This window comes from Streptomyces flavotricini, from assembly GCF_020639365.1.
Taxonomy (GTDB): Bacteria; Actinomycetota; Actinomycetes; order Streptomycetales; family Streptomycetaceae; genus Streptomyces; species Streptomyces flavotricini.
On sequence record NZ_JAINUL010000001.1, the window covers coordinates 6,406,306 to 6,428,103 of the forward strand.

Genomic DNA, 21,798 nt, shown 5'->3' on the forward strand with positions numbered 1-21,798 from the left:
GGGCCGCCGCTCCGGCGCCCCGGGCTCCGGCCAGGGCGGCGCGGGCGCGACGACCGGGTCGCAGCAGACCCGGCGCGGCCAGGGCGGCTCCGCCGGTGCGGGCAACGGCGGCCAGGCCCGGCGCGGTACGGGAGCCGGCTCCGGCGGCGGGGCGGCCGCGGCCTCCTCGCGCAGCCGCGTGGGCACCGGTGGCCAGGGCCGGCGCCGGGCGGTCTGACCCGCCCGCGTGAACGCGATGACGCCGGGCAGCACCTGTGGGTGCTGCCCGGCGTCGTGCTGTGCCGTCCGCCGTGCGGGACGGTTCAGCGGACCAGCGTGCGGGACGGTTCAGCGGACCAGCTTGTCCTGGAGCCTCGCGAGCGTCCGCAGGTCCAGGCCGAGGCCGTCCGTGAGGTAGCCGTAGAAGCCGCCGTAGTCCGCGGCCATCTGCGCGGTGGCCGCGTCCAGGTAGTCCTGGCGGACCTCCTGGAGCGGGATCAGCAGGTCCGGGTTCTGCATCCGCCCGGACTGCTTCAGGCCCGCCCGCACCTGGGCGTCGTACGCGGCGCGGAAGGTGTTCGACGCGAGGTAGTCGCCGGTGGCCGTGGACTCGGGGACGGCCAGGGCGCGCAGCAGGACGTAACTCATCCAGCCGGTCCGGTCCTTGCCCGAGGTGCAGTGGTACAGGAGCGGCCCCTGGCGGCCGTCCGCGATCTCCCGCAGCGTCGTCGCGAACTGCGCCCGGTTCTCGGGGCTGGTCACGAAGGTGCGGTAGATGTCGCGCATGTAGGCCTCGGCGCGGCCGCCGCCGAGCATCTGCTCCTGCGTGGCGGGATCGCCGCTGGATATCGCGCCGAGGAGGGTCCCGTACAGGCCGAGGTCGCTGACGGGGCGGGAGGTGGCGGTGAGCCCGGCGGGAAGCCGGTCGGCGCCGTCGTACTGGAGCTCCATGGGGATGCGGAAGTCGACGACCTTCCCGAGGCCGAGACCGGAGAGGGCGGTGACGTCCGCCGGGGTGAGCTTGCCGAGCGCGTCGGAGCGGTAGACCAGCCCCTGGCGGACCTGGCCGCCGGTCCACGTCCGGTAGCCGCCCAGGTCACGGACGTTGACCGCGCCCTGGAGGGGGATCTGGCGCATCGTTTCCGCCCGCTGGTGGTAGCGGCCGGCGGTGGTGGCGGGGGCGGTGGTGCTGTGCGCCGGCGCGGCGTGCGCCACGGCGGGCGGGGTCCCGATGGCGAGGGCGGACGCGAGCACCGCGATCGCCAGGCGGATTCGGGCACGGCTCATCTGGCTGCTCCTGCAACGGAGAAGGAGGGTCACCCTGGTGGTGGCAGGGCGTCGAGCGACCGCAGGTGTGCGAGCACACCGTGTGCCTCGGCCATGACGCGGGCGACGAGCTCCGCACAGGAGGGGAGATCGTCGATCACACCCGCGACCTGGCCCGATGCCATGATTCCGAGGTCCGTACGGCCCTCGACCATGGACGCCTTGAGGAGCATGGGGGTGTTCGCGGCGAGCAGGACCTGGCTCCAGGACAGCTCCTTGCCGTGCTTCATCGCCAGGCCGTCGCGCACCATCCGCGGCCAGGACACCCCCGAGAGCCTGCGGAAGGCGGCCGCGTGCCGGACCGCCCGCGCCAGGGCCCGCGTACGGCCCGCCCGCTCCAGGGAGGCGACGAGCTCGGTCCGCAGCATCCGGTGCGGCAGCCCGTCCACGGCCGTCGTGACGGTGACGTCCTTGACCCCGGCCGCCAGGTAGCGGGCCTTGACCGCGTCCGGGACGGTGGAGTCCGAGGTCAGCAGGAAGCGGGTGCCCATCGCGATGCCCGCGGCCCCGTACGACAGGGCGGCGACCAGGCCGCGGCCGTCGTGGAAGCCGCCCGCCGCGACCACCGGGATGTCCACCGCGTCGACCACCTGGGGCAGCAGCACCGTCGTGGCCACGTCCCCCGTGTGCCCGCCGCCCTCGCCGCCCTGCACGATCACCGCGTCGGCGCCCCAGGCCGCGACCTTCTCGGCGTGCCGGCGCGCCCCGATCGAGGGGATCACCACCACGCCCGCGTCCTTGAGCCGGGCGATCAGCTCCTTCGACGGGGCGAGCGCGAACGAGGCCACCCGTACGCCCTCGTCGATGATCAGCCGGACCCGCTCGGCGGCGTCCCCCGCGTCCGCGCGCAGGTTCACCCCGAACGGGGCGTCCGTACGGGACCTGACCTCGCGGACCGCCGCGCGCAGCTCGTCCACGGTCATCGTGGCCGAGGCCAGGATGCCGAGCGCGCCCGCGTTGGCCGCCCCCGACACCAGGCGCGGACCCGCGACCCAGCCCATGCCCGTCTGGACGATCGGATGCTCGACCCCGACCAGCTCGGTGAACGCCGTCTCCATCGCCTCAGGCCCGCACTTCCCGGTCGCGCAGCCCCTTCGGGTCGATCACCTCACGGATCAGCCGCAACTCCTCGGCGGTCGGCTCCCGCGTGTACGGGACCTCGCCGGTGACCGCGAGCACGAACCCGGTGGCCGCCCGAACCTGTTCGACGGTGACGCCGGGGTGGACGCAGGCCAGGCGCATCGAGTGGTCGGGGCCGGCGAAATCGAAGACGCCGAGATCGCTGACCACCCGGGGGAGCCGGTGGAAACGGGTCACCCCGGCCGCCCCGGCCCGGTCGTACCCCACCCCGCTCACCATGTCGACCCGCTCGACGAACACCCGCGGCGAATGCCTGGGGATCCAGTAACTGACCGGATTGTTGAGCGTGTTGACGGGCGCTCCGCGCACCCCGAGGAGCTGGCGGGCCGGCCGGGCCCAGTCGCCGATGCAGGAGATGTTCTGGTTGCCGAACCGGTCGATCTGGCTGGCGCCCATCATCACGTGCCGCCGCCCGCCGGTGACCATCGTGAGGTGGCGCCGGTACGGGAGCCATCCCTCCGTCTCCCCGTCCAGACCGACGAGCAGCGCTTCGCCGTCGGTCAGCAGGAGGTCGGGGGAGAAGGTCCGCTTCGCCAGCCGGGCCCCGTAGGACGGGATCAGGCCCATCGGGCTGGCGAGCACCTCCCCGTCGTCGCGCCAGGCCTCGGCGCAGGCGATCACGCAGTACTCCGCCCGGGAGGCGCCCGTCGCCGTGCCCGCCGTGCCTGTCGTGCTCGATGCGCTCACCGCTGCTCCTCGTGCCAGGTCCGGACGGCCGACTGGTAGGCGTGCTCGCTGCCGCCGGAGAGGAAGCGGGCGGAGAACTCGGGCCAGGGGGTGGCCGCGTACAGCTTCTGGAAGGCCTCGTCGCGCCCGTAGTCGGGGGCGCAGGAGGTGAAGTGCGCGCCGTTCGGGCTCTCCACGACGCCCGTGACGGAGTGCCGGCTGACCAGCAGGGACTGCGGGGGCCCGGCCTTGGAGAGCTCGGTGGTCTCCACGAGCTGCTCGCAGGAGACGTACGCGGCGTCGGCGGCCTCGCAGAACAGGTCGTCGAAGTACGGGTCCGGGCCCAGGTACTGGGCGTTGCCGAGGCGGTCGGCCCGGTTCAGGTGGACCAGGGCGGCGTCCAGGCGCAGGGCGGGGACGGCGACGAGCTCCTCGCCGTCGGCGTAGGGGGAGGTGACGGTCCGCAGCTCCGGGTTGACCCGCATGACGTCGGAGCCGAGGCCGGCGCGGACGGGGAGGAAGGGGAGCCGGTTGGCGGCGGCGTGCAGGCCCCACATGAACATGGCCTCGTCGTACTCGGTGAGGGTGAGGGCGCCGCTCTCGCGGGCGGCCCGGAAGTGCGGCTCCAGCGGGATCGAGTCGAGCGTGGCGAAGGGGGCGATCAGCCGGCGGATCCGGCCGGCGGCCGCGAGGACGCCGACGTCGGGGCCGCCGTACGAGACCACGGTGAGATCGGTGATCTCGGAGCGGAGCAGTGCCCGCACCAGGGCCATGGGCTTGCGCCGCGACCCCCAGCCGCCGATGCCGACGGTCATCCCGCTGCGCAGCTGCCCGACCACCTCTTCGGGGGTCATCGTCTTGTCGGTCATGAGCGCTCCTTCCCCGCGGTCGCTGCCGCCGCGGACGCTTGCGCGGACCCTCCGAACGTGTCGCGGACCCGGTCCGCGACCCCGCTGAGATTGGCCTCGAAGGTGAACCCCTGCTCGAAGCGGTAGCTGCGCCGCACGTCGACGGGGTCGATCCCGTTGATGGCCGCCTTGGCCAGTCGGATCAGGGAGCCGTCCTTGCGCGCGATCTCGGCGGCCAGCTCCAGGGCCGCGTCGCGCAGCTCCGCCCGCGGCACCACCTTCCACACCGAGCCGTGCGCGTGCAGTTCCGCGGCGGTCGCCGTGCGGGAGGTGTAGTAGAGGGTGCGCATCAGGTGCTGCGGGACGAGCCGGGCCAGGTGGGTGGCGGCTCCCAGCGCGCCCCGGTCGAGCTCCGGGAGTCCGAAGGTCGCGTCCTCGCTGGCCACGATCGCGTCGGCGTTGCCGACGAGGCCGATGCCGCCGCCCAGGCAGAACCCGTGCACGGCCGCGACGACGGGCACCTCGCACTCGTACACGGCGGCGAAGGCCTCGTAGCAGCCGCGGTTGGCGCCGATGAGGGCGCCGTGGCCGGTGTCGCGCTGCATCTCCTTGATGTCGACGCCGGCGTTGAAGCCGCGGCCCTCGGCGGCCAGGACGACGCACCGGGTCCCGGGGTCGCGGCCGGCGGCGCGCAGGGCGTCGGCGAGCTCGTACCAGCCCCGCACGGGAAGGGCGTTGACGGGCGGGAAGTCGACGGTGACCAGTGCGACGCCCTTGTCGGGGCTTGAGGTGGAGACACCCATGAGAGGATCAGCTACCTTTCCACCAAACATTTGTTAGGTGAGGAAGGTAGCAGCCTATGGAGCTCGACGGGAGGGTCGTCGTCGTCACGGGCGGAACCCGCGGCGTCGGCGCCGGCATCGCCCGGTCGTTCCTCGAAGCGGGCGCGCAGGTCGTGGTGTGCGCCCGCCGCCCACCGCGGGAGCCGGTCGCGGCGGACGGCCGTACGGCCTCGTTCGCCGCGCTGGACCTGCGCGATCCGGCCGCCGTCGAGGAGTTCTTCGGGTCGGTCGAGCGCCGGTACGGACAGCTCGACTGCCTGGTCAACAACGCGGGCGGAACCCCGTACCGGCTGCTGGGTGAGGGGGAGGCGCAGCGGCACGCACGGGTCGTCGAGCTGAACCTGCTCGCGCCGCTGACCGCCTCGCTGGCGGCGTACCCGCGGCTGCGCGAGACGCGCGGCTCGGTGGTGATGGTCGGCAGCGTCAGCGGGACCCGGCCATCGCCCGGAACGGCGGCCTACGGGGCGGCGAAGGCGGGGCTGGAGAACCTGGCCCGGTCCATGGCCGTCGAGTGGGCCCCCGAGGTACGGGTGAACTCGCTGGTCCTGGGCATGGTGCGGACCGAGCTCTCGCATCTGCACTACGGGGACGAGGCGGGGATCGCGGCCGTCGGCGCGACGGTTCCGCTGGGCAGGCTGGCGGAGCCTTCGGACGTCGGGGCGGCGGCGGTGTTTCTCGCCTCGGCCCGTGCGGGGTATGTGAGCGGGGCGAGCCTGCTCGTGCACGGGGGCGGGGAGCGCCCGGCATTTCTGGATGCGGCAACGGTCAACAAGGAGAGCTGAGATGGGACTTGCCGAGGGTCGAGTGGTCATCGTGACGGGCGCGGGGCGCGGGCTGGGCAGGGCCCACGCGCTGGCGTTCGCGGCCGAGGGGGCCAAGGTCGTGGTCAACGACCTGGGGGTGGGCCTGGACGGGCAGCCGGGGGAGGACAGCCCGGCCGGGCAGGTGGTCGCGGAGATCCGGGCGCACGGCGGCCAGGCCGTGGCGCACGGCAAGGACATCGCCTCCCCCGAGGGCGCGTCCTCCCTGGTCGGGGCCGCCCTGTCGGCGTTCGGCCGGCTGGACACGCTGGTCAACAACGCCGGGTTCCTGCGGGACCGGATGCTGGTGAACCTGGAGGAGGCGGACTGGGACGCGGTGATGCGGGTGCACCTGAAGGGGCACTTCCTGCCGCTGAAGTTCGCCGCGGCGCACTGGCGGGCGGAGGCAAGGGCCGGGCGGACGGTGGCGGCGCGGGTGGTCAACACCTCGTCGGGGGCGGGCCTGCTGGGCTCGGTCGGACAGGGCAACTACAGCGCGGCGAAGGCCGGCATCCTCGGCATGACGCTGGTCGCGGCGGCGGAGATGGGCCGGTACGGGGTCCAGGTCAACGCGATCGCCCCGGCGGCGCGGACCCGGATGACGGAGCAGACGTTCGCGGAGAACATGGCACGGCCGGGGGAGGGCGCCTTCGACGCGATGGCCCCGGAGAACGTGTCCCCGCTGGTGGTGTGGCTGGGCTCGGACGCCTCGGCGGGGGTCACGGGCCGGGTCTTCGAGGCGGAGGGGGGCCGGATCACGGTGATGGAGGGCTGGCGCCCGGGCCCCACGGCGGACCGCGGAGCCCGCTGGACCCCGACGGAGGCGGGCGAGGCGGCGACGAAGCTCCTCGCGGCATCCGAGCCCCCGCACCCGGTCTACGGGGCCCAGTAGCCGGTCGAGGGGTGGTCGCGGGCTCGGGGGCGCGCGTACGCTGCCGCGGTGGACAGTGACCCCCGCGCCCCCCGCGTGCGGATCGAGGCGGACGGGCTGCATCTGACGCGGGGCCAGGACGCGGGGGGCGTCCACTACGCGCTCCCCGGGGTGGACGCGGTGGACGCGGCGGACGGAGCCACCGCCACCGCCCTGCCGCTCGCCGAGGCCCTGCACGCCCGGATCCGTCCCGCCGGCTCCGCCGAGGCGGTGCTGCGCGGCCGGACCCGGGGCGCACCGCCCCCGTACGTGGCGTTCGAGGACCCCGCGGCCCGCGAGCCCGTACGGGTCCGCGCCGGCGCGATCGTCATCCGCGACGGGCGGGTCCTGCTGCGACTGGTGACGGAACCGGCCGGGGCGAGATGCGGCCCGGCGCCATGACGCAGTACGGCCCCGGCCCCCTGGCGGGGAGGTCGGGGCCGTACCTTCACTCGTGCGATGGGATAGGACTACCCATGCCGGCCGCGCTTTGAACCGCTCTCAGCCCCACAACTTGTCCCTTCTCGGCCCGGCGGCTTGACCCCCGCCCGCGCCCCGCCCGCGCCCCGCCCGCGCCCCGCCCACCACCCGGCCGGCGCCCTCTCAGGTGTCGCACTCCAGCACCGTGCGGCACAGCCCGCACCGGGCGCGCACCGGCCCGCGCACCGGCAGCCGGAGCCGCTGACCGCACACCGGGCACGGGAAGCCGACCCGTGCACCCCCCGCCGGTTCCGGCTCGAAGCGGTACGGGGCTCCCGGCGAGGCGGCTCCCGCCCGCCGGTCCCGGGCGTAGCGGCGCCGCTCGGCCCGGTCCGCGGCCGCCAGGGGGGCCCGGCGCAGCTCCCGTTCGGCGAGCGCGCGGCCGCGCACGTACGCCTCGTACGCCTGCGGGCTGGTGAACCAGGCGGACGGGTCCTCGCCGAGCAGCAGGGCGCGCCGGGCGAGGACGTAGCCGAACTCCTCGGGGGTGAGGTAGCCGAGCTTCTGGTGGGTCAGCGCGTCCTCGCGGTAGGCGTCGAGGAGCAGCCAGCCCGTCCCGAGGTAGGCGGCGGCGGTGTCGGTGAGGATCTCGTTGTCGGCGGTGGACGGGAAGCGCAGGTCCAGCCGGTGCAGCAGGACGTGCGTGGCCTCGTGCGCGAGGGCGGCCGCCAGATCGCGGCGGTGGGTGCGGAAGCGGTCGTTGGCCTCGACGAAGTATTCGGGCCCCGCGCCCAGTTCGACGGTGGCCGCCTGTTCCATCGTCCGGAAGCAGACCACCATCCGGGCGTCGGGCAGGCGCAGCGCGCGCACGATCGCGGAGGCCACCCGGTGGGCGCCGAGGTGGAGGTCCTCGCCCGCCGCGAAGGCGGCGTCGGCGGGGGAGAAGCTCGTGTCGTAGGTCCGGATCCCCTCGTAGGAGAGCCGCCGGAACAGGGCGGTGATCGCGGCGCGGACGGTGTCGAGGTGCGGGAATCCGTGCTCGACGGGGCTGGTGCGGCGACCGTTCCCCTTCATGCCGACCCCCGCGCCCCGCCCCGCAGGGCAGGTTGTCCGAAAACGCGTTCTTGATGTCCGACGAGTGGTCGGTGTGACATGTACGTGTCATTCACCCGATGACGCGCACGGCCCAACCCCCCACGAAAGGCAGTGTGTCGACCATGTCCACCCTTGCCGCTCTCCTCAAGCGCACCCTCGCCGTCGGCGCGGTGGCGCTCGCCGCCGTCAGCCTCCAGCCCGGCGCGGCCAACGCCTCCCAGGCCCCCGTCGTCGGCGGCACCCGCGCCGCCCAGGGCGAGTTCCCCTTCATGGTCCGCCTCTCCATGGGCTGCGGCGGGGCCCTCTACACCCAGCAGATCGTCCTCACCGCCGCCCACTGCGTGAACGGCTCCGGCAACAACACCTCCATCACCGCGACCGCCGGAGTCGTCGACCTCAACAGCTCCAGCGCCGTCAAGGTCAAGTCCACCAAGGTCCTCCAGGCCCCCGGCTACAACGGCAAGGGCAAGGACTGGGCCCTCATCAAGCTCGCCAAGCCGATCAACCTGCCCACCCTCAAGATCGCCGACACCAAGGCCTTCGACAACGGAACCTTCACCGTCGCCGGCTGGGGCGCCACCCGCGAGGGCGGCGGCCAGCAGCGGTACCTGATGAAGGCCACCGTGCCCTTCGTCTCCGACGCGAGCTGTCAGAGCTCGTACGGCAGTGACCTCGTCCCCTCCGAGGAGATCTGCGCCGGCCTGCCCCAGGGCGGCGTCGACACCTGCCAGGGCGACTCCGGCGGCCCGATGTTCCGCCGCGACGACAACAACGCCTGGATCCAGGTCGGCATAGTCAGCTGGGGCGAGGGCTGCGCCCGGCCCAACTTCCCCGGCGTCTACACCGAGGTCTCCACCTTCGCCACGGCCATCAAGAACGCGGCCGCGACCCTCTGAGCCCCGCGCCTCGTCCTTCCGGCCGAGTGGACCCGGGCCGGAAGGACGAGGCGCCGGCCGCCGTACGTCCGTAAGGTCGGCCGCAGTGGCGCACGGCCGGCAGCCGGCCGGCCCGGCCCCGCCCGGTTGCGGGCCGACGCACCCGCCGGTCCCATGGAGGGGCACGGGCAGCGGGCGACAGTGGGGCAGGCAGCGCATGGCGATCAGAGTGGTCATCGCCGACGACCAGGAGATGGTCAGGACCGGATTCCGGATGATCCTCGACAGCCAGCCGGACATCGAGGTCGTCGCCGACGCCGCCGACGGCGAGGCCGCGCTCGCGGCCGTCGCCGCACACCGGCCCGACGTCCTCCTCCTCGACATCCGCATGCCCAAGCTCGACGGACTCGAAGTCACCCGGCGACTCGCCGGCCGGGACGGTCCGCGCATCGTGATCGTCACCACCTTCGACCTCGACGAGTACGTCCACGCCGCGCTCCACGGAGGAGCATCGGGCTTCCTCCTGAAAGACGCCAGCCCCGCGATGCTGGTTGAGGCGGTCCGCGCGGCAGCCGTCGGGGATTCCCTCGTCTCGCCCGCCATCACGGTGCGGCTGCTGCGCGAAATGGCCCCCCGGGCCACCGCCGGCCACGCCGCCCGGCGCCCCTCCGAGCCCCTGACGGAACGCGAACAGGACGTCGTACGGTGCGTGGCCCGCGGCCGGACGAACGCCGAGATCGCCGCGGAGCTGTTCGTCTCCCTGTCCACGGTCAAGACCCACCTGGCCAACGTCCAGGCCAAACTCGACGTCCGCAACCGCGTGGAAGTCGCCGCCTGGGCCTGGGAATCCGGCCTGGCCACACCCCCGGCGTGAGCCCGCTCGCCTCCTGGGCCCGGCGCCATCCGCACACCGCCGACGGGGTCCGCCTCACCCTCTCCCTCGTCCTGCTCGCCCTCGTCACCTTCGAGGGCGTCGTCCTGGCCCGCCAGCCGAGCGTCCCGCACGCCGCCGTGTGGATCTCCGGCATCCTCGTCTGCCTCAGCGCGGCGCCCTGGCCCGCCGTCCCCCTCCTCGCCCGCGCCTGGTTCGCCGCCGCCGTCACCTGGACCGTCACCCTCCTGCTGATCTTCGGCAACCACCCCCTCGTCGTCTGGGGCGGCGGCGAGGCCATCGCCCTCCTCGTCCTGCTCAGCCAGGTCCTGCTCCGCGCCCCCGCCCGCACCGCCGCCGTCCTCGGCCCGCTCCTCGGCCTCGGCTGCATGGCCGTGCCCGTCCGCGACACCGACCCAGGCCGGTTCACCCTGCTCTTCTCCGTCCTGGCCGTCGTCGTCGGCGCGTACTCGCTCCTGCTGCGCCTCCAGTCCGTCCAGCGCGTGCGCGAGCTGGACGCCGTACGCACCGCCGAACGCCTGGAGCTCGCCCGCGAGCTCCACGACCTCGTCGCCCACCACGTCACCGGCATCGTGGTGGAGGCCCGCGCCGCCCGCTTCACGCAGGTATCGGCCGAACGGGCCGCCGAGATCTTCGGCCGCATCGAGACCGCCGGGGACGAGGCCCTCGGCTCGATGCGCCGCCTCGTCAAGATCCTCCGCGAGAGCGGGGAGCACCCGCCCGGCGGCGGACGCCCCGGCACCGCCCCCGTCGCCGGCCTCGCCGACATCCGCACCCTCACGGACCGGTTCTCCGCCACCGGTCCGCCCGTCGCCCTGTACGTGGAGGAAGGGCTCGGGGACCGGCTCCCCGGAGACGTCGCCGCCACCGCCCACCGCATCGTCCTGGAAGCCCTCACCAACACGGCCAAGCACGCCGCGACCGCCACCGCCGTCCGCGTCGGCCTGCGGACCGTCCCCGCCGGGCTGGAGGTCCGCATCGCCGACGACGGAGGCCGCCCGGCCCGCCTCTCCGACACCGCCCGGGGCGGCGGCTACGGCCTCGTCGGCATGGCGGAGCGCGCCGAGGCCCTGGGTGGTTCCCTCACGGCCGGCCCCTCCCCGGAGGGAGGCTGGCAGGTCATCGCCGTCCTGCCCTTCTAGAGGGCGCGTGCCGGGCGTCGCGGGGCAGGCGGGACTTTGCGGACACCCCTAGGGGGTGTCCGTCTCACGTACCGGCTCGTCGAGGAACCACGCGCGCCCGCCACGTATTCTCGGGAACCATGAACAACAGCGCCCCCGACGAAGCCGCCGCCAACGCCACCCCCGGTGCCGTCGACGAGTCCGTCGCCGCCGAACTGGCCCGCCTGCGCGACAGCATCGACAACATCGACGCGGCCGTGGTCCACATGCTCGCCGAGCGCTTCAAGTGCACCCAGCAGGTCGGCCACCTCAAGGCCAACCACCAGCTGCCCCCGGCCGACCCGACCCGCGAGGCCAGCCAGATCGCCCGGCTCCGCCAGCTCGCCGAGAACGCCAAACTCGACCCCGCGTTCGCCGAGAAGCTCCTCAACTTCATCATCGCCGAGGTCATCCGCCACCACGAGACCATCGCCGCCGGCGAAGAGTAGGCCGGGAGCAGGAGGGGAGCCGACGACGGGGCCCGGCCCTTCGGGCAGCATGGGCCCCATGTCCGCACTGACGCGCAACGAAGCGCAGCTCCGAGCCCGGCTCATCGACGTCCAGCACTACGCCGTCACCCTCGACCTCACCGGCGGCGAGGACACCTTCGAATCCACGACCGTCATCCGGTTCACGGCACGCACCGCCGCGGACACCTTCGTGGAGCTGAAACCGGACGAACTGCACTCCGCAGAACTCGACGGCAGCCCCCTCGACCCCGCCGCCCTCGCCGACGACCGCCTCCCCCTCACCGGCCTCGGCGAAGGGCCCCACGAACTGCGCATCGCCACCCGCATGCGCTACTCCCGCACCGGCGAAGGCCTGCACCGCTTCACCGACCCCGCGGACGGCGAGGCGTACGTCTACTCCCAGATGTTCATGGACGACATCCAGCGCGTCTTCCCGGCCTTCGACCAGCCCGACCTCAAGGCCGTCTTCGAGTTCACCGTCACCGCCCCCGCCCACTGGACGGTCCTCGCCAACGGCGTCACCGAGCGCGTCGGCGACCGCGACGGCGACGGTGCCGGCATCTGGAAGTCCGCCCCCACCCCCGTCATCTCCACCTACCTCGCCGCCGTGGCCGCCGGCCCCTGGCACAGCATCCGCACCGAGCACGCCGGACTGCCCTTCGGCATCCACTGCCGCCGGTCCCTCGCCCCCCACCTCGACGCCGACGCCGAGGAAATCCTCTCCATCACCACCGACTGTTACGACCGTTACTACGAGAAGTTCTCCGAGCCCTACCCCTTCGACTCCTACGACCAGGCCTTCGTCCCCGAGTTCAACGCCGGCGCCATGGAGAACCCGGGCCTGGTCACCTTCCGCGACGAGTTCGTCTTCCGCTCCGCCGTCACCGACACCGAACGCCAGACCCGGGCCATGGTCATCGCCCACGAGATGGCCCACATGTGGTTCGGCGACCTCGTCACCCTGCGCTGGTGGGACGACATCTGGCTGAACGAGTCCTTCGCCGAGTACATGGGCTACCAGACCCTCACCGAAGCCACCCGGTTCACGGGCACCTGGACCGAGTTCGGCGTCACCCGCAAGTCCTGGGGCTACGACGCCGACCAGCGGCCCACCACCCACCCCGTCGCCCCCGACCCCGACGCCGTGCCCGACACCGCCAGCGCCCTCCTCAACTTCGACGGCATCTCCTACGCCAAGGGCGCCTCCGCCCTGCGCCAGCTCGTCGCCTGGCTCGGCGAGAAGGACTTCCTCGCCGGCATCAACACCCACTTCACCCGCCACAAGTTCGCCAACGCCTCACTGGCCGACTTCGTCGACTCCCTCGCCGCGCACACCGACCGCGACGTCCACGCCTGGGCCGACATCTGGCTGCGCACCACCGGCATCGACACCCTCACCCCGCGCATCGAGGAGAACCACGGCGGCTGGACCCTCACCGTCGACCGCCAGGGCACCCGCCCCCACCACATCGGCGTCGGCCTCTACGACCGCGACCCCGACAACACCCTCGTACCCCGCGAACTCCTCACCCTCGACGTCCCCTCCGACGAGATCGTCTCCGTCAGCGGCCCCCGCCCGGCCCTCCTCCTCCTCAACGACGGGGACTTCGGCTACGCCAAGGTCCGCCTCGACGAGACCTCCGTCGAGACCGCCCTGCGCGAGCTGTCCGCCGTCCCCGGCCCCCTCACCCGGGCCGTCGTATGGAACTCCCTGCGCGACATGGTCCGCGACGGCGAACTCGAACCCGCCGCCTACCTGGCCACCGCCGACGCGCACCTGCCCGCCGAGGGCGACCTGGCCATCGTCCAGGGCGTCCTCGCCTTCGCCCGCCTCCACATCGCCGACCGCTACCTCGCCCCCGACGAGCGCACCGAGGCCCTCGCCACCCTCACGTCCATCGCCCGCGCCCTGCTGCGGCGCACCGAGGACGGCTCCGACCCCGGGCTGCGGCTCGCCGCCGTACGCGCCCTCATCGACGCCGCCACCCAGCCCGACACCCTCGCCGCCTGGCTCGAGGACGACACCGTGCCCGGCGGTCCCGAACTCGACCCCGAGCTGCGCTGGCGCATCCTCGCCCGGCTCTCCGTCCTCGGCGCCGTCGGGGAGGCCGAGATCGACGCGGCGCTGGCCGCCGACCCCAGCGCCACCGGCGAGGAAGGCGCCGCCCGCTGCCGCGCCGCCCTCCCCACCGCCGAGGCCAAGGCCGCCGCCTGGGAGCGCCTCTTCCGCGACGACTCCCTCTCCAACTACCTCTTCAGCGCCACCGCCCAGGGCTTCTGGCAGCCCGAACAGGCCGAGCTCGTACGGGAGTACGTACCGCGCTTCTACGCCGAGGCCGTCCAGCTCGGCGCCCGCCGCGGCCCCGCGATCGCCGAAGCCGCGGGCCGCTACGCCTTCCCCGGCCACGCCGTCGACGAGGACAACCTCCGGGCCGGGCAGGCCGGCATCGACGACCCCGCCATCGTCCCCGCCCTGCGCCGCAAGCTCGTCGACCAGCTCGACGACCTGGCCCGGGCCCTGCGCGTCCGCTCCGCCTGACACCGGTCCCGCGGTGCTTCCCCGGCCGCCGCACCCGCCCCTCATCCGGCGGGAGCGGCGGCCGGCCGCGTTCCCGGGGAGCACCGGTCCGCCGGACGGAAACAACAAGCGGGGCAAACCCCGGCGGTTACCCCATTCGGGTCTGATCGTTGTACAGGTCGGGCCACCAAGCTGTCACCGCAGCAGCGCCCCTGCCAGGCACCCCACGACAGGGCCGGCCCCCTGCCGCAGACCCGTTCCCGTGAGGACACCGCATGACCGCCCCGCCCGGCACCCCGCCCCCGCAGCCCGCACCGCCTCCCCCGCACGCGCTCGCCGGCGGCCGCCTCGGCGCCGAAGCCCTGCGGCCCCTCCTCGACACCGTCCTCGAAGCCCTGCGCAGCGGAGCCGAGGAGCGCGGCGGGCCGATCCCGGCCGGCGGCCCCGACGCCCTCGCGGCCCGCGTCGCCGCCGCGCTGGGCGACGTACTCCCCGCACGGGGCCACGGCGATCACGAGGCGCTGCGGACCCTCGTGCACGCCCTCGCCGCGGGCGCCGCCGACCCCGCCGACCCCCTGTGCGCCGCCCACCTCCACGGTCCGCCCCTCGCCGTCGCGGCCGCCGCCGACCTCGCCGCCTCCGCCCTCAACCCCTCCCTCGACTCCTGGGACCAGGCCCCCGCAGCCTCCGCGATCGAAGCACTCCTCACCCGCGCCCTCGCCGCCGAGTTCTACGACACCCCCCACCCCGACGCCCTCGTCACCACCGGCGGCACCGAGGCCAACCAGCTCGCCCTGCTCCTCGCCCGCGAACGCCACGGACCGGGCCTGACCGTCCTCCACGGAGCCAACGCCCACCACTCCGTCCCCCGCGCCGCCTGGCTCCTCGGCCTGCCCGCCGCCACCTCGCTGCCCACCCCCGCCGGCACCCTCGACCCGGCCCGCCTGGGCGAAGCCCTCGCCGCCGCCCGCGGGCCCGTCCTCGTCACCGCGACCGCCGGCACCACCGACGCCGGCCTCATCGACCCGCTCGAAGCCATCGCGGACCTGTGCGAGCGGTACGGAGCCGACCTCCACGTCGACGCCGCGTACGGCGGCCTCCTCGCCCTCAGCCCGCGCCACCGCCCCCGCGTCGCAGCCCTGGCCCGCGCCCACTCCCTCACCATCGACCTGCACAAACTCGGCTGGCAGCCCGTCGCCGCGGGACTCCTCGCCGTCCCCGACACCGCCCTGCTGGCCCCCCTCGCCCACCAGGCCGACTACCTCAACGCCCCCGACGACACCGACGCCGGCCTCCCCGACCTCCTCGGCCGCTCCCTGCGCACCACCCGCCGCCCCGACGCCCTCAAGATCGCCGCCACCCTGCGCTCACTGGGCCGCGACGGCCTCGCCCACCTCATCGACCGCACCTGCGAACTCGCCCACCACCTCGCCCGCCTCCTCGACGCACACCCCCGCTTCGAACTCCACGCGCCCCCCACCATCAGCACGGTCCTCTTCCGCCCCACCCACACCGACGACACCGATCTCGCCGCCCTGCGCCGCACCCTCCTCCTCGGCGGCCACGCCGTACTCGGCCGCGCCACCGCCGACGGCCGCCTCTGGCTCAAAGCCACCCTGCTCAACCCCCACACCACCGCGCGGGACCTGGACACCCTCGTCACCCTCCTGGAAGGCAGCAGCCACCGATGACCGCCCAGCTCGATGCACCCCACGACCTCGTCGGAATCGGCATCGGCCCCTTCAACCTGTCCCTCGCCGCACTCGCCCACGGCCTTCCCCGCCAAGGCGCCGGCGAACTCGCCACCGCCTTCTACGACCAGCGCCACGACTTCCGCTGGCACCCCGGGCTGCTCATCGACGGCAGCACCCTCCAAGTGCCCTTCCTCGCCGATCTCGTCACGCTCGCCGACCCCACCAGCCCCTGGACCTTCCTGAACTACCTGCGGCACAAGGAGCGGATCTTCCCCTTCTACTTCTCCGAGCAGTTCCACATCCAGCGCGCCGAGTACGACGCCTACTGCCGCTGGGTCGCCGGGCGCCTGCCCGGACTCCACTTCGGCCACCAGGTCGACGCGGTCCGCTGGAACCCCGAACGCGACCTCTTCGAAGTGGACTACACCCAGCTCGACACCGGCGGCGAGGCCGAGGCCCTCGGCCGCACCTACACCCACAACCTCGCCCTCGGCATCGGCACCGCCCCGTACGTCCCCGAACCGCTGCGCCCGCTCGCGGAAGCCCCCACCGTCCCCGTCATCCACTCCGCCGAGTACCTCGACAACCGGCAGCGCATCCTCGGCGCCGAGCATGTGACGGTCATCGGATCCGGGCAGTCCGGGGCCGAGGTCTTCCTCGACCTGCTCCGTTCCCGCCCCGCCGGCCGCGAGCGCCTGACCTGGCTCGCCCGTACGCCTTCCTTCGCCCCCATGGAGTACTCGAAGCTCGGCCTCGAACACTTCACGCCCGACTACACCCGCTACTTCCACGCCCTGCCCGAGTCCGTACGCGACCAGCTCGTCCCCGCGCAGTGGCAGCTCCACAAGGGCATCGACGCAGGCACCATCGCCGCCATCCACGAGGAGCTCTACCGGCGCACCCTGGGCGGGGGCTGGCCCGACGCGGTCCTGACCCCCGGAGTCAGCGTCCGCACCGCCGGCCGGGTCGCCACCACCAAGGTCGAACTCCACCTCGACCACGCCCAGCAGGGCACCCGCTCCCGGCTCACCACCGACGCGGTCGTCCTCGCCACCGGCTACCGCGAGCGCCCGCTCACCGGCCTCCTCGCCGGCCTCGACCCGTACCTGCGCAAGGACTCCTCGGGCCGACCGCGGATCGACGAGCGCCACCGCATGATCCTCGACCCCAGCGTCGGCGGCAGCATCTTCGTGCAGAACGGCGAACGCCACAGCCACGGCGTCGGAGCCCCCGACCTCGGCCTCGCCGCCTGGCGCAGCGCCGCCATCCTGAACACCCTCACCGGCAAGGAGCCCTACCCGCAGCCCGCCCGCACGGCCTTCACCACCTTCGGCCTCGAACAGCGGGAGCACACCCGGCCCCGCCCGGCGGGCGAACTGCGCCCCCTCGTCGACCACCCCTGAGCGGGCCCGCCGTCCGGTGACCGAACCCCGCCCCGCGCGCCGCGAGGCCACCACTCGGGGCGGGAACGCTGCCGGTACAACCATCCGCACAGATCGAACGTCCCTTCTGTCGAAGAAACGTTTCCAGGGGGTTTTGTCTGTGAAGTTTTCCCGGATCGCCGCAGCGGTGACCACCGCCGCCCTTGCTCCGGCCGTCCTCATGGCGTCACCGGCCTTCGCCGCCGGCTCCGACGCCCCGGCCGCCGGCAAGCAGCCGGCACCGACCGTGCCCGACCAGGCCGTGCCCGACCACACTGCGCCCGACCAGGCCGAAGAGGACCGCAAGACCATCCTCGCGATCATCGCCGACCCGATGGCCAGCGAGTACATGCAGGACGCCGGCCGCAAGGCCATCGCCGACGGCCCCCAGGCCATGCGGAAGTTCATCGAAGTCGACCAGCACAAGATCCGCATGGACGACTACCGCATCGCGATCCTCCGCCTCCTCCCGGGCGCCGGAGCCGGCCTGAAGGAGGGCATCAACAAGGTCCTCAGCAACGGCGACACCATCGAAAAGCTGCGCCACTTCTACGACGTCACCCAGCACGAGCTGCGCGACGACGACAACAAGGTCGAGATCTCCCGACTGATCGGCGTCGGCGGCCCGGCCGTGAAGGAAGCCGGCAAGAAGGCGCTGAAGGGCACCCCCGCCGACCGCGCGCAGTTCCTGAAGACCGGCCGGTTCCTCGCCCAGGCCTCGGACGACCGGGTCGAGCTGGCCCGCATCGACGAAAGCTGGGACGGCCCGATCCTCAGCGAGGCGATCAGCAAGCTCATGAACGGATCGCCCACCCCGGCCGAGCTGCGCCACTTCCTGGAAGTGACCCAGTACGAGCTGCGCGACCAGGACAACCGCGTCACCATCGCCAAGATCATCGACGGTGGCGGTCCTGAACTCGTCAAGGCGGGCCGCGCCGCGCTCGCGGGCACCGCCGCGGACCGGGCCGAGTTCCTCAAAACGGGCCAGCACGAGGCCCGCGCCAAGGACCAGGCCGCCAAGGACAAGGAGAAGCCCACTCCCGGCAAGGACGGCAACGACGGCAAGGACGGCAAGGACGGCCAGGAACAGGGCAACGGTTCCGGTACCGGCGCCGCGACCACCGGCAACACCGCCACCACCGCCCAGGGCCGGGGCGGCGCCCCCCTCGCCACCACGGGCGCGGGCGACCACACGACCCTGATCGCGGGCGGCGCGGGCACCGCGCTCGTCGCCGGTGCCGGACTGCTGCTCGCCGCCCGGATGCGCCGCGCCGGCGCCGAAGGCTGACCGGCCCCGCACCACCGGGGCGGCCGGCCGCGACACGCCACGGCCGGCCGCCCTCCTGCGCTAGAACACCGGAACCCCGGCCCGGGTCAGCCGCCAGTCCACGGACGCGAACTGCGCCGGGTCGATGGTGCCCTTCGCCTTCACCCACTGGATGATCGTGTTGCGGATCTCCTCCGAGTTCGCCCACAGCTGCTTGGCCTGCGGCACGTGCGGGAAGTTCCCGCCGCCCGACGCCCGGTAGTTGTTCACCGCCAGCACGAACCGCGCCGCCGGATCCACCGCCTCGCCCTGGAACGACAGCCCCGAGATCCGCGAACCGGCCGGCTGCGCGACGTCGATGTCGTACGTCACCCCGTACACGGCGTCGTAGTTGTAGTCCGGGACGTTCTCGGCGTTCGTCAGCTTCGCCGGGTCCACCGGGGCGCCCGCCGCCGTCTGCACGTAGTACCGCGCCGAGAACTCCAGGTAGTCCTTCAGCTGCGCACCCGTCAGCAGCCGTGCCTCAAGGGTGTTCTCGAAGGGGTACAGGCCCGCCGCGTCCTTGATCGTCACCTGCCCGGCCGGGATCGCGGCCGTCCGGGAGAAGCACGACGCCTGCGACAGCACCGGCAGCGCCGCCCACTCCGTACCGGCCAGCGCCCCCTTCACCGTCTCCGCCTGCACATGGCTGATCAGATCGATGATGGCGACGTCCTTGACCGGACCCTCCGCCGAGGACATCGCCTGCGTCGAGGTACCGATCACCTGGTTCACGTACGCCACGACCTTGCGGTGCTCGTCCGAGAGCAGCCGGGTGATCTTCGGGTCCTCGGCGGCCGTGTTGGAGTTCAGCACCCGCGCAGACACCTTCGCCACCGACCAGCAGCCCTTCGACCAGGTCAGCTCGAAGTCGAACAGCGTCAGGCGCTGCCCCCACTTCAGGGGCTCGGACAGCACCACGTCCTTGCCGGTCGCCTTGTTCTTCACCCGGTACTCCGGGATCTCCGTGTGCGCGTGCCCCACCAGGATCGCGTCGATCCCCGGCACCTGCTCCGCCACCAGACCCGCCGCGTTCTCGATGTACGGCAGCTGGTCACCGTACGAGGAGGTGCCGCTCGAACCGGAGTGCGCGGACACGATCACCACGTCGGCGCCCATCGAACGGAGCTTGGGCACGTACTTCGCCGCCTGCTCCTCCAGGCCCGGGAAGGTCATCTTCCCCTGCACGTTGGCCTTGTCCCAGATGGCGATGCCCGGGTTCGTCAGCCCCAGCACCGCCACCTTCACGTCCCGCCCGCAGGGCGTGCGCAGCTTGTGCATGCTGTACGGCGCGAAGGCCGGGCGCAGCGTCTTCGCGTCCAGCGCGTTCGCCCCGAGCAGCGGGAAGTCGCACTGCTCCTCGAACTTGCGGAGCACCGGGATGCCGTAGTTGAACTCGTGGTTCCCGAGCGCGGCCGCGTCGTAGCCGATCGCGTTCATCGCCTGCGCCATCGGGTGCACCGGCCCGCGGCGCGCGGTGATCGGGTCCACCTTCGCGTAGTAGTACGACAGCTGCGTGCCCTGGATCGTGTCGCCGGCGTCGATCAGCAGGGTGTTGCGGCGCCCCTTCTGCGCGCGCACCTGGTTCACGAGCGTCGAGATCTTCGCGAGGCCGACGTCGTTGTGCGCCTTGTCGTCGAACTCCTTGTCGGTGAAGTAGTCCCAGTTGAAAACGTTTCCGTGCAGGTCGGTCGTACCCATCACCGTGAACGAGTACGTGTGCTGCCGCGCGGTCGCTTCGGCTGCGGCGGCCGGAGTGCCCGCGGCCCCCGTCAGCGCGACGGCCGCACCCGTGGCGGCCGAAGTACCCAGAAACGTCCTACGGTCGAACGCCATGCCATCTCCCCTTATCGGCGTGAACAACGCGCGTAGATTCTGACCGATGGGTAACAAGGAGCAACACCCCCGCCGTGCGATGTCTTGACGCGGCACGGTCATGAGCCTTCAATCAAGCATTGAACTAAGGCAGTTGAGGTGAATCCCCCCACCTGAAGTGATGTGATGTCATGGTCATGCACACCACCTGGCGCCACCGCACCGCACTCGGCGCCCTCGCGCTGCTCTGCTGGAGCGGCCTCGCCGCCCCGACCGGCGGTGCCGCGGAACCCCCCACGACCGCGGCCGCCGTGGCCGCCGCGGCCACGTTCTCCGACGAGTTCGACGGGCCGGCCGGAGCGGCCGTCGACCCCGGGAAATGGCAGACCGAGACCGGCGACAACGTCAGCAACCACGAACGGCAGTACTACACGGCGGGCAATCGCAACGCCGCCCTCGACGGCCAGGGCCACCTCGTCATCACGGCTCGCCGCGAGAACCCCGGCAACTACGGCTGCTGGTACGGGCGGTGCGAGTACACCTCGGCACGGCTCAACACCGCCGGCCGCTTCACCCAGGCGTACGGACACGTCGAAGCCAGACTCAAGGTCCCGCGGGGCCAGGGGATGTGGCCCGCGTTCTGGATGCTCGGCAACGACATCGGCCAGGTCGGCTGGCCGAACTCCGGCGAGATCGACGTCATGGAGAACGTCGGCTTCGAACCCTCCACCATCCACGGAACGATCCACGGACCCGGCTACTCCGGCTCCGGCGGCATCGGCGCCGCCCACACCCTCCCCGGCGGCCAGGCCTTCGCGGACGCCTTCCACACCTTCGCCGTCGACTGGGCCCCCGACTCCATCAGCTGGTCCGTCGACGGCGCCGTCTACCAGCGCCGCACCCCCGCCGACCTCGGCGGCCGCACCTGGGCCTTCAACAAGCCGTTCTTCCTGATCCTCAACCTGGCCGTCGGCGGCTACTGGCCCGGCGACCCCGACGCCGGCACGAGCTTCCCCCAGCAGCTCGTCGTCGACCACGTACGGGTCACCACTTCCGACACCGGCACCGGCCGCACCGGCCCGATCACCGGCCTGGCGGGCAAATGCGTCGACGTCGCCGGGGCCAACCCCGCCAACGGCACCCCCGTCCAGCTGTACGACTGCAACGGCACCCCAGCCCAGCAGTGGACGATCGCCGCCGACGGCACCCTGCGCGCCCTCGGCAAATGCCTCGACGTGACCGGCGGCGCCACCGCCGACGGCACACCCGTCCAGCTCTACGACTGCAACGGCAGCCCCGCGCAACGCTGGGCCCTGCCCGCGGCCCGCGACATCGTCAACCCGCAAGCCGACAAATGCCTCGACGTCACCGGCAACAACGCCGCCAACGCGACCCGCCTCCAGATCTGGACCTGCGGCGGCGCCCCCAACCAGAAATGGAACCTCCCGAACTGACGAATGAGGCCGTAGCCGCTGCCGTAGCCCTTGCCGCCGGGCCCACGCCGATCGGCGCGCGCCCCCCCCCCCCCCCCCCCCCCCCCGGCCCCCCCCCCCCCCCCCCCCCCCCCCCCCCCCCCCCCCCCCCCCCCCCCCCCCCCCCCCCCCCCCCCCCCCCCCCCCCC

19 protein-coding genes and 1 pseudogene are annotated in these 21,798 nt (G+C 73.2%); 13 read left to right on the forward strand and 7 right to left on the reverse strand.

All coding sequences use genetic code 11. The annotated features are described in order from the left end of the window. Positions 1-217: pseudogene (locus tag K7B10_RS29230) on the forward strand (hypothetical protein); the annotation flags it as partial. Between the two features lie 110 nt (positions 218-327). Here K7B10_RS29230 and K7B10_RS29235 read toward each other — a convergent pair. From K7B10_RS29235 to K7B10_RS29255, 5 genes are read right to left on the reverse strand one after another with little or no spacing between them, the layout of a single operon-like run. Beyond that, on the reverse strand, positions 328-1,266 hold the full coding sequence (locus tag K7B10_RS29235; protein ID WP_229340591.1) for a tyrosine-protein phosphatase: 939 nt from the start codon (positions 1,264-1,266) through the stop codon (positions 328-330). A gap of 29 nt (positions 1,267-1,295) precedes the next feature. Next, positions 1,296-2,363 (reverse strand): NAD(P)H-dependent flavin oxidoreductase, encoded by a 1,068-nt coding sequence (locus K7B10_RS29240; protein WP_229340593.1) that lies wholly within the window; start codon positions 2,361-2,363, stop codon positions 1,296-1,298. A gap of 4 nt (positions 2,364-2,367) precedes the next feature. Next, positions 2,368-3,132: a CoA-transferase subunit beta gene (locus tag K7B10_RS29245; protein ID WP_229340595.1), complete on the reverse strand. Its 765-nt coding sequence runs from the start codon at positions 3,130-3,132 to the stop codon at positions 2,368-2,370. Next, positions 3,129-3,980: a CoA transferase subunit A gene (locus K7B10_RS29250; RefSeq protein ID WP_229340597.1), complete on the reverse strand. Its 852-nt coding sequence runs from the start codon at positions 3,978-3,980 to the stop codon at positions 3,129-3,131. The genes K7B10_RS29245 and K7B10_RS29250 overlap by 4 nt, the downstream gene beginning before the upstream one ends. Next, positions 3,977-4,762, reverse strand: a complete 786-nt coding sequence (locus tag K7B10_RS29255) for an enoyl-CoA hydratase family protein (RefSeq protein WP_229340599.1) — start codon at positions 4,760-4,762, stop codon at positions 3,977-3,979. Before K7B10_RS29255 ends, K7B10_RS29250 begins: the two co-directional genes overlap by 4 nt. 56 nt (positions 4,763-4,818) lie before the next feature. Here K7B10_RS29255 and K7B10_RS29260 point away from each other — a divergent pair, with 56 nt between their 5' ends. The 3 genes from K7B10_RS29260 to K7B10_RS41680 are packed head-to-tail and all read left to right on the forward strand — an operon-like array spanning position 4,819 to position 6,913. After that, on the forward strand, positions 4,819-5,583 hold the full coding sequence (locus K7B10_RS29260) for an SDR family oxidoreductase (protein WP_229340601.1): 765 nt from the start codon (positions 4,819-4,821) through the stop codon (positions 5,581-5,583). A gap of 1 nt (position 5,584) precedes the next feature. Continuing rightward, complete coding sequence (locus K7B10_RS29265; protein WP_229340603.1) at positions 5,585-6,493, forward strand: SDR family oxidoreductase; 909 nt, start codon at positions 5,585-5,587, stop codon at positions 6,491-6,493. A 48-nt stretch (positions 6,494-6,541) separates the two neighbouring features. After that, entirely contained in the window at positions 6,542-6,913 is a 372-nt protein-coding gene (locus K7B10_RS41680) for a hypothetical protein (protein ID WP_372481481.1), read from the forward strand. A 201-nt stretch (positions 6,914-7,114) separates the two neighbouring features. Here K7B10_RS41680 and K7B10_RS29275 read toward each other — a convergent pair whose 3' ends face one another. After that, positions 7,115-8,005: a hypothetical protein gene (locus K7B10_RS29275; protein WP_229340605.1), complete on the reverse strand. Its 891-nt coding sequence runs from the start codon at positions 8,003-8,005 to the stop codon at positions 7,115-7,117. Positions 8,006-8,148: 143 nt separating this feature from the next. Between K7B10_RS29275 and K7B10_RS29280 the strand changes: the two genes are divergently transcribed. From K7B10_RS29280 to K7B10_RS29315, 8 genes are all read left to right on the forward strand, one after another. Next, positions 8,149-8,922, forward strand: a complete 774-nt coding sequence (locus K7B10_RS29280) for a serine protease (protein ID WP_229340607.1) — start codon at positions 8,149-8,151, stop codon at positions 8,920-8,922. 196 nt (positions 8,923-9,118) lie between these two features. Beyond that, a complete protein-coding gene (locus tag K7B10_RS29285; RefSeq protein WP_229340609.1) occupies positions 9,119-9,775 on the forward strand; it encodes a response regulator in 657 nt (218 codons plus the stop codon). After that, on the forward strand, positions 9,772-10,935 hold the full coding sequence (locus tag K7B10_RS29290; RefSeq protein ID WP_229340611.1) for a sensor histidine kinase: 1,164 nt from the start codon (positions 9,772-9,774) through the stop codon (positions 10,933-10,935). The genes K7B10_RS29285 and K7B10_RS29290 overlap by 4 nt, the downstream gene beginning before the upstream one ends. 119 nt (positions 10,936-11,054) lie before the next feature. After that, on the forward strand, positions 11,055-11,402 hold the full coding sequence (locus tag K7B10_RS29295; RefSeq protein WP_229340613.1) for a chorismate mutase: 348 nt from the start codon (positions 11,055-11,057) through the stop codon (positions 11,400-11,402). 58 nt (positions 11,403-11,460) lie between these two features. Next, positions 11,461-13,962, forward strand: coding sequence for an aminopeptidase N (gene pepN / locus K7B10_RS29300; RefSeq protein WP_229340615.1), 2,502 nt, complete (start codon positions 11,461-11,463; stop codon positions 13,960-13,962). Positions 13,963-14,216: 254 nt separating this feature from the next. Further along, positions 14,217-15,632, forward strand: coding sequence for a pyridoxal phosphate-dependent decarboxylase family protein (locus K7B10_RS29305; RefSeq protein ID WP_229340617.1), 1,416 nt, complete (start codon positions 14,217-14,219; stop codon positions 15,630-15,632). Next, positions 15,629-17,038, forward strand: coding sequence for a lysine N(6)-hydroxylase/L-ornithine N(5)-oxygenase family protein (locus tag K7B10_RS29310; protein WP_229340619.1), 1,410 nt, complete (start codon positions 15,629-15,631; stop codon positions 17,036-17,038). The genes K7B10_RS29305 and K7B10_RS29310 overlap by 4 nt, the downstream gene beginning before the upstream one ends. A gap of 139 nt (positions 17,039-17,177) precedes the next feature. Then, on the forward strand, positions 17,178-18,344 hold the full coding sequence (locus K7B10_RS29315) for an ALF repeat-containing protein (RefSeq protein ID WP_229340621.1): 1,167 nt from the start codon (positions 17,178-17,180) through the stop codon (positions 18,342-18,344). 60 nt (positions 18,345-18,404) lie between these two features. Here K7B10_RS29315 and K7B10_RS29320 read toward each other — a convergent pair whose 3' ends face one another. Further along, positions 18,405-20,198 carry a bifunctional metallophosphatase/5'-nucleotidase gene (locus tag K7B10_RS29320; protein ID WP_229340623.1) on the reverse strand — a complete coding sequence of 598 codons (1,794 nt, stop codon included), beginning with the start codon at positions 20,196-20,198 and terminating at the stop codon, positions 18,405-18,407. A 176-nt stretch (positions 20,199-20,374) separates the two neighbouring features. On the opposite strand from K7B10_RS29320, the gene K7B10_RS29325 reads away from it, so the two are divergent. Further along, on the forward strand, positions 20,375-21,631 hold the full coding sequence (locus K7B10_RS29325) for a glycoside hydrolase family 16 protein (RefSeq protein WP_229345496.1): 1,257 nt from the start codon (positions 20,375-20,377) through the stop codon (positions 21,629-21,631). Positions 21,632-21,798: the final 167 nt, after the last annotated feature.

What these genes read in the sequence shown, in the direction of transcription:
- K7B10_RS29235 (WP_229340591.1), bottom strand. Translation starts at nt 1,266, where the DNA reads ATGAGCCGTGCCCGAATCCGCCTGGCGATCGCGGTGCTCGCGTCCGCC.
- K7B10_RS29240 (WP_229340593.1), bottom strand. Translation starts at nt 2,363, where the DNA reads ATGGAGACGGCGTTCACCGAGCTGGTCGGGGTCGAGCATCCGATCGTC.
- K7B10_RS29250 (WP_229340597.1), bottom strand. Translation starts at nt 3,980, where the DNA reads ATGACCGACAAGACGATGACCCCCGAAGAGGTGGTCGGGCAGCTGCGC.
- K7B10_RS29255 (WP_229340599.1), bottom strand. Translation starts at nt 4,762, where the DNA reads ATGGGTGTCTCCACCTCAAGCCCCGACAAGGGCGTCGCACTGGTCACC.
- K7B10_RS29260 (WP_229340601.1), top strand. Translation starts at nt 4,819, where the DNA reads ATGGAGCTCGACGGGAGGGTCGTCGTCGTCACGGGCGGAACCCGCGGC.
- K7B10_RS29265 (WP_229340603.1), top strand. Translation starts at nt 5,585, where the DNA reads ATGGGACTTGCCGAGGGTCGAGTGGTCATCGTGACGGGCGCGGGGCGC.
- K7B10_RS29275 (WP_229340605.1), bottom strand. Translation starts at nt 8,005, where the DNA reads ATGAAGGGGAACGGTCGCCGCACCAGCCCCGTCGAGCACGGATTCCCG.
- K7B10_RS29280 (WP_229340607.1), top strand. Translation starts at nt 8,149, where the DNA reads ATGTCCACCCTTGCCGCTCTCCTCAAGCGCACCCTCGCCGTCGGCGCG.
- K7B10_RS29285 (WP_229340609.1), top strand. Translation starts at nt 9,119, where the DNA reads ATGGCGATCAGAGTGGTCATCGCCGACGACCAGGAGATGGTCAGGACC.
- K7B10_RS29295 (WP_229340613.1), top strand. Translation starts at nt 11,055, where the DNA reads ATGAACAACAGCGCCCCCGACGAAGCCGCCGCCAACGCCACCCCCGGT.
- pepN (WP_229340615.1), top strand. Translation starts at nt 11,461, where the DNA reads ATGTCCGCACTGACGCGCAACGAAGCGCAGCTCCGAGCCCGGCTCATC.
- K7B10_RS29305 (WP_229340617.1), top strand. Translation starts at nt 14,217, where the DNA reads ATGACCGCCCCGCCCGGCACCCCGCCCCCGCAGCCCGCACCGCCTCCC.
- K7B10_RS29310 (WP_229340619.1), top strand. Translation starts at nt 15,629, where the DNA reads ATGACCGCCCAGCTCGATGCACCCCACGACCTCGTCGGAATCGGCATC.
- K7B10_RS29320 (WP_229340623.1), bottom strand. Translation starts at nt 20,198, where the DNA reads ATGGCGTTCGACCGTAGGACGTTTCTGGGTACTTCGGCCGCCACGGGT.
- K7B10_RS29325 (WP_229345496.1), top strand. Translation starts at nt 20,375, where the DNA reads ATGCACACCACCTGGCGCCACCGCACCGCACTCGGCGCCCTCGCGCTG.